General features: G+C 62.9%; 6 protein-coding genes. 4 read left to right on the top strand and 2 right to left on the bottom strand.

Annotation, left to right across the window (positions count from 1 at the left end):
• Window positions 1-735, top strand: a 735-nt coding sequence (locus EOA60_RS20480; RefSeq protein WP_164899427.1) for a nucleotidyltransferase family protein, incomplete at its 5' end; no start/stop codon positions are given.
• Between the two features lie 32 nt (window positions 736-767).
• Entirely contained in the window at window positions 768-1,658 is an 891-nt protein-coding gene (locus EOA60_RS20475) for an alpha/beta fold hydrolase (protein ID WP_095825281.1), read from the top strand.
• Here the strand turns inward: EOA60_RS20475 and EOA60_RS20470 are convergent, their stop codons facing one another.
• Window positions 1,659-2,708, bottom strand: coding sequence for a DUF1176 domain-containing protein (locus EOA60_RS20470; protein ID WP_095825282.1), 1,050 nt, complete (start codon window positions 2,706-2,708; stop codon window positions 1,659-1,661).
• 144 nt (window positions 2,709-2,852) lie between these two features.
• On the opposite strand from EOA60_RS20470, the gene EOA60_RS20465 reads away from it, so the two are divergent.
• A complete protein-coding gene (locus tag EOA60_RS20465) occupies window positions 2,853-3,356 on the top strand; it encodes a DUF1993 family protein (protein WP_095825283.1) in 504 nt (167 codons plus the stop codon).
• A 50-nt stretch (window positions 3,357-3,406) separates the two neighbouring features.
• Here EOA60_RS20465 and EOA60_RS20460 read toward each other — a convergent pair whose 3' ends face one another.
• Entirely contained in the window at window positions 3,407-3,571 is a 165-nt protein-coding gene (locus tag EOA60_RS20460; RefSeq protein WP_082954041.1) for a DUF1127 domain-containing protein, read from the bottom strand.
• A 331-nt stretch (window positions 3,572-3,902) separates the two neighbouring features.
• Here EOA60_RS20460 and EOA60_RS20455 point away from each other — a divergent pair, with 331 nt between their 5' ends.
• On the top strand, window positions 3,903-4,421 hold the full coding sequence (locus EOA60_RS20455; RefSeq protein WP_164748480.1) for a hypothetical protein: 519 nt from the start codon (window positions 3,903-3,905) through the stop codon (window positions 4,419-4,421).
• Window positions 4,422-4,423 lie beyond the last annotated feature (2 nt).

Here is a 4,423-nt window from a genome sequence, read left to right as displayed (position 1 = left end):
GTGCTGGACCGGCTGATCGCCGGGCTTGACGTGACGGCGGGCGACATTGCCGGCATGGGCGTCGGAGGCCTGTTGATGGAAATCCCGTCCAGGCCGCAGCCGCGCGAGCCGCTGCCGTCGCGGTCGGCAAAAGCGGAGCCGAGGGTCGACATCGTGCTTCTCGCCGCCGGGCGCTCCAGCCGCATGGGCGGGCCGAACAAACTGCTGGCGCTGTTCGACGGCAAGCCGCTGGTGCGGCGCACCGCCGAGCGGGCGCTGGGATCGAAAGCGGCCAACGCCATCGTCGTCACCGGCCATCAGCGCGAGCGGGTGCGCTCGGCGCTCTCAGGTCTCGATATCACGCTTGCCCACAATCCGGACTTCGCCGACGGGTTGGCCTCGTCGCTTAAGGCGGGCATCGCGCGGGTCGCGCCCGACGCGGCCGGCGCCATGATCGTGCTCGGCGACATGCCTGGTATCTCGTCTAAGGATCTCGATAGGCTGATCGATGCGTTCCGCCGATCCGGGGGCCACGCGGCGGTGCGCGCGGCGCATCACGGCAAACGCGGCAACCCGGTGCTGCTGCCGCGGTCGCTGTTTGCCGCCGTCGCGCAGCTCGAAGGCGATACTGGCGCGCGCCATCTGGTCGAGGCCGAAGGGCTCGACGTCATCGATGTCGAAATCGGGCAGGGCGCTTCGATCGACGTCGATACGCGCGAGGCGCTGGAAGGCGCGGGCGGCGTGCTGCAGGATTGACAAACCGAAGCCGAATTTCGCATGGCTTCGGAATGTCTTTGCGCTGCCGAACTCTGCTCACTTTGCTCGCCGCAACAGCTTTTTCGCTCTCTGCCGCCGAGGGCCAGACGTTGTCGCTGAAACCCTTCAAGGACGAGCTTTTCGCTTACCCGGCGACGCTGTCGAGCGGCGACAACGGTGCCTATACGGTGCTCGACTATCGCGAGATGCGCGACATCAATCAGCGCGACGAGGTGCCTGAAAGGCGTGTGCATGCCCAATATATCGACCCCGGCGTGCGCAAGATGCAGCAGGACTTGATGCTGAAGACCGATGTCGGCGATGTCCGGCATGTCGCAGTCGGCAAGACGCAAGGTGCCGCCATCATCGTCCTTTACCTGCACGGGCAGGGCGGCAGCCGCAAGCAGGGCGTCGACGACTTCACCTTTGGCGGCAATTTCAACCGCCTGAAGAATCTGATGGCCGAAAATGGCGGTCTTTATCTTTCGCCGGACTTTCCCGATTTCGGCGACAAGGGCGCCGCCCAAGTCGCGGCTTTGATCGACCACTATGCAGAGACATCGCCCGGCGCGAAAATCTTCGTCGCCTGCGGCTCGATGGGCGGCATTCTCTGCTGGAAGCTGGCCGACCACAAGGATATTGGCGCCCGCGTCAGTGGGCTCCTGCTGCTCGGCTCGCTCTGGGACGGAAGCTTCCTGACCAGCCTGGCGTTCAAGCGCCGCGTGCCGGTGTTCTTCGGCCAGGGCAGCCGTGACGTGGTTTTCCAGGTTGAGAAGCAGGAAGCCTTCTTCCGCTCGATCCTCGCCAAATGGAAGACCTATCCGACCCGCTTCGTGCGGTTCGAGACCGGCACGCATGGGACGCCGATCCGCATGGTCGATTGGCGCGGCACACTGAACTGGATGCTGACGAAAGCGCCCTGATCAAGGCGGCGTGTTGTAGTCCAGGACGGTCTCGGGATTGATCTCGCCGTCGTAAGATGCATCGACATCATACTGCACCAACGAGAAATTGCCGTGGCGGAACAGATAGGTGCCGGTCGATGAAGCGTCGCCAACGCCGCGCCATTTGTTCATCGAGGTGATCGTCTTGGTCTTGTCGTCATATTCGGAATTGACCAGTTGGTCGTCGGTCTGGAAGCCGATGATGTGGATGCCCTCGACCTTGCCTTCGCTGTTGTTGTTCTCGTAACGGATGTCGAGTTCCGGCGCGGCGAACTGCAACTGCCGGACGCCGGATACATCGTCATAGATGTAATAGACCGCGCTTTCATTGTAGGCGGCCATCGAGCAGAAGAAGCGGAAGAGCCGCGTCTCGCGCTCCGGCTCGTCGGCTCCGGCGTCCTTGTCCTTGTAATGGATCGAGTAGGCGTCCGGCTCGCCGGCCGGCTTGCCTTCCGGGTTCTCCTTGTCGCACTGCTCGCCATAGGCGGCGAGGAACGCCTTCCTGGCCTGTTCCAGCGCCTCGTCCTTCTTGGGCGGCGGCGGGCCGTCGCCGCAGCTTGTCGGCACGGCATCCTGGAAATCCGAAGCCGACGGCTTCAGGGCGCCCTTGTCGATAAAGATCGGCTGGAACGGCGGTTCCTGGATCTGCGCGTTGACCTGGCGAAGCGTGTAGCAGCCGGCAAAGATCTTGGCTTCGCCCTTCTTGTCGGTGGCCTGGATCGCGACAGGGACGCTGTAGTAGATGCTGCCGGCAGCACCTTCGTCCGATACCGCGCCGGTCTTGACCTCGACCGTGTCGGTGCTGTCGTAGCCTTTAACGAAGGCGTCGAAATCTCTTGCCGGCTTGGTGTCGCCGAAATAACCCCAGGCGCGGGCGAATTCATGCCGGTTGATCGCGCTGTAGAGCGAACGGACAACAGCCTCGGCACTGGACCGGTCGTCGATATAAGGGGCTTCGGCTGCAAGCGCCGACCGGCCGATGCCCGCAAGGGAGAACAAGGCAGTCGCTGCGATAATGGCAGGTCTCATCGGGAATCTCCGCTCGATAACGAAAATACTACCACCGCGATTGCGGCGAGGCGGTGACGGGGGCGCAGGGCTGCTTGAAGAATCGAGCCGGGAAGCGCTAGCTCACGGCCCGCGGCGCTGACGCCGCCTGGGGAGATAACTCACGTGACCATATCCATGTACGATATTTCGGTGGCCGTCTTTTCGGCCCGGCTGAAGGCGCTGGCCAGCGTGCTGTCACTGGCCGAACAGAACGCCGCCGACCGCAAGATCGACCCGCAGGTGTTTCTGACCGCGAGGCTGGCGCCCGACATGTTCGCGCTGACCCGGCAGGTGCAGATCGCCACCGATCATGCCAAGGGCGCGCCCTCGCGGCTCGCCGGCCGCGAAGTGCCGAAATACGAGGACAACGAGTCCAGTTTCACAGAGCTGCACGCCCGAATCGCCAAGACGCTCGATCATCTGGCGACATTCTCGGCCGCCGATCTGGACGGGTCGGAGGAGCGGACGATCGAATTGAGGCTTGCCGGACGCGAGGTCTCGATGGCCGGACTGCAATATCTGCTCGACGCAGCCATGCCGAACTTCTACTTCCACATCACCACGGCATACGACATCCTGCGGCACAATGGCGTGCCGCTGGGCAAGTCGATTTTCCTGGGACGCTGAACACGGAGAGGTTTCCCGGCGCGGCCGAGAACCCTCTTTTCATCGTTGAATCAGCGTATCGACATCTCGCGGGCGATACGCGGAAAGTCGGCCGGCTTGATGCCGATATCGGCGCGGTCGGCGTTGCTCATCGCGTTCAGCAGCGCGAGCGCCGATCGGTAACGCTGTTGTTCCTGCGGCCGCGGCCGCGCGAACATTTCGGTGAAGAACCCCATATTCCAGCCCCTTGTTTGTCCTCCACACGCCGAGAGTATAGGTGATTTGTTACAATTGTGCAGTGCAGCAAGTGCATGGCAGCCATGCCTGGTGAATTTTTTCCGCCAAAATCGCTTCTCTTCTGAAACTTTTGCGGAAACTCGACCGTACGCCACGGTCCTGGCCCCCAGGCGGGCTTTTCCTCGCCACTCTGGCGACCTGCCGGTCTGTATCAAATGCAGCGCCGCTTTGATCTTTCCGGCCGGCGTCTGCAGCTGCAACACCCGCAATCGTTCATGTTGTCGGCATTCATTTTTAACGACAGCGATCTATGGTCGACGGCAACAATGAATGCCGTTGCGACAGGAGGAGGCTGAGATCGGCACCGGGAACAAGCTGGATTTCGCTTCGTTGCTCGACGACCTCATCATCGCTTCCGAGAAGGGCGAAGACGGGGGCGCCCGGCCCTCTATTCCATTCGACTATCTGTCGGTGGCGGACGAGCTTCACTCCGGCCGCATCAAGGTCGCCGGCGAAAGCGTTGCCGCCGAGTACCGCGAAGCGGGCGCCGACCTTGCCGCCGAGTTCGCCGCGCTTCTCGACCAGGCCAAGCTGGCTCTCGCTGAGGAAGAGGATCGCCCTGAGGAAGAGCTGGCGCCGATCGACCCTGAATCGATTGCCGGCGAGCTCGGCCTCGATCGCCCTGCGAAGGATACCGATTTCGGCCGCATTCGACGCAACTTCGCCTTCGCCAACCATCCGGACCGTGTCGCCCCGCATCTGCGTCAGCGCGCCATGATCCGCATGCAAGTGGCCAATATGCTGATCGACGAGGCCAAGCGGCGCGCGCTGGCCGCGGCACGACGCTAACC

The organism is Mesorhizobium sp. M1A.F.Ca.IN.020.06.1.1 (genome assembly GCF_004023265.1).
Lineage (GTDB): Bacteria > Pseudomonadota > Alphaproteobacteria > Rhizobiales > Rhizobiaceae > Mesorhizobium.
This window is presented reverse-complemented; position numbering and strand designations above follow the sequence as displayed.

Bases quoted from the DNA above. Each gene is read 5' to 3' on its own strand.
- EOA60_RS20475 (WP_095825281.1), top strand. From the start codon at position 768: ATGTCTTTGCGCTGCCGAACTCTGCTCACTTTGCTCGCCGCAACAGCT.
- EOA60_RS20470 (WP_095825282.1), bottom strand. From the start codon at position 2,708: ATGAGACCTGCCATTATCGCAGCGACTGCCTTGTTCTCCCTTGCGGGC.
- EOA60_RS20460 (WP_082954041.1), bottom strand. From the start codon at position 3,571: ATGGGGTTCTTCACCGAAATGTTCGCGCGGCCGCGGCCGCAGGAACAA.
- EOA60_RS20455 (WP_164748480.1), top strand. From the start codon at position 3,903: ATGCCGTTGCGACAGGAGGAGGCTGAGATCGGCACCGGGAACAAGCTG.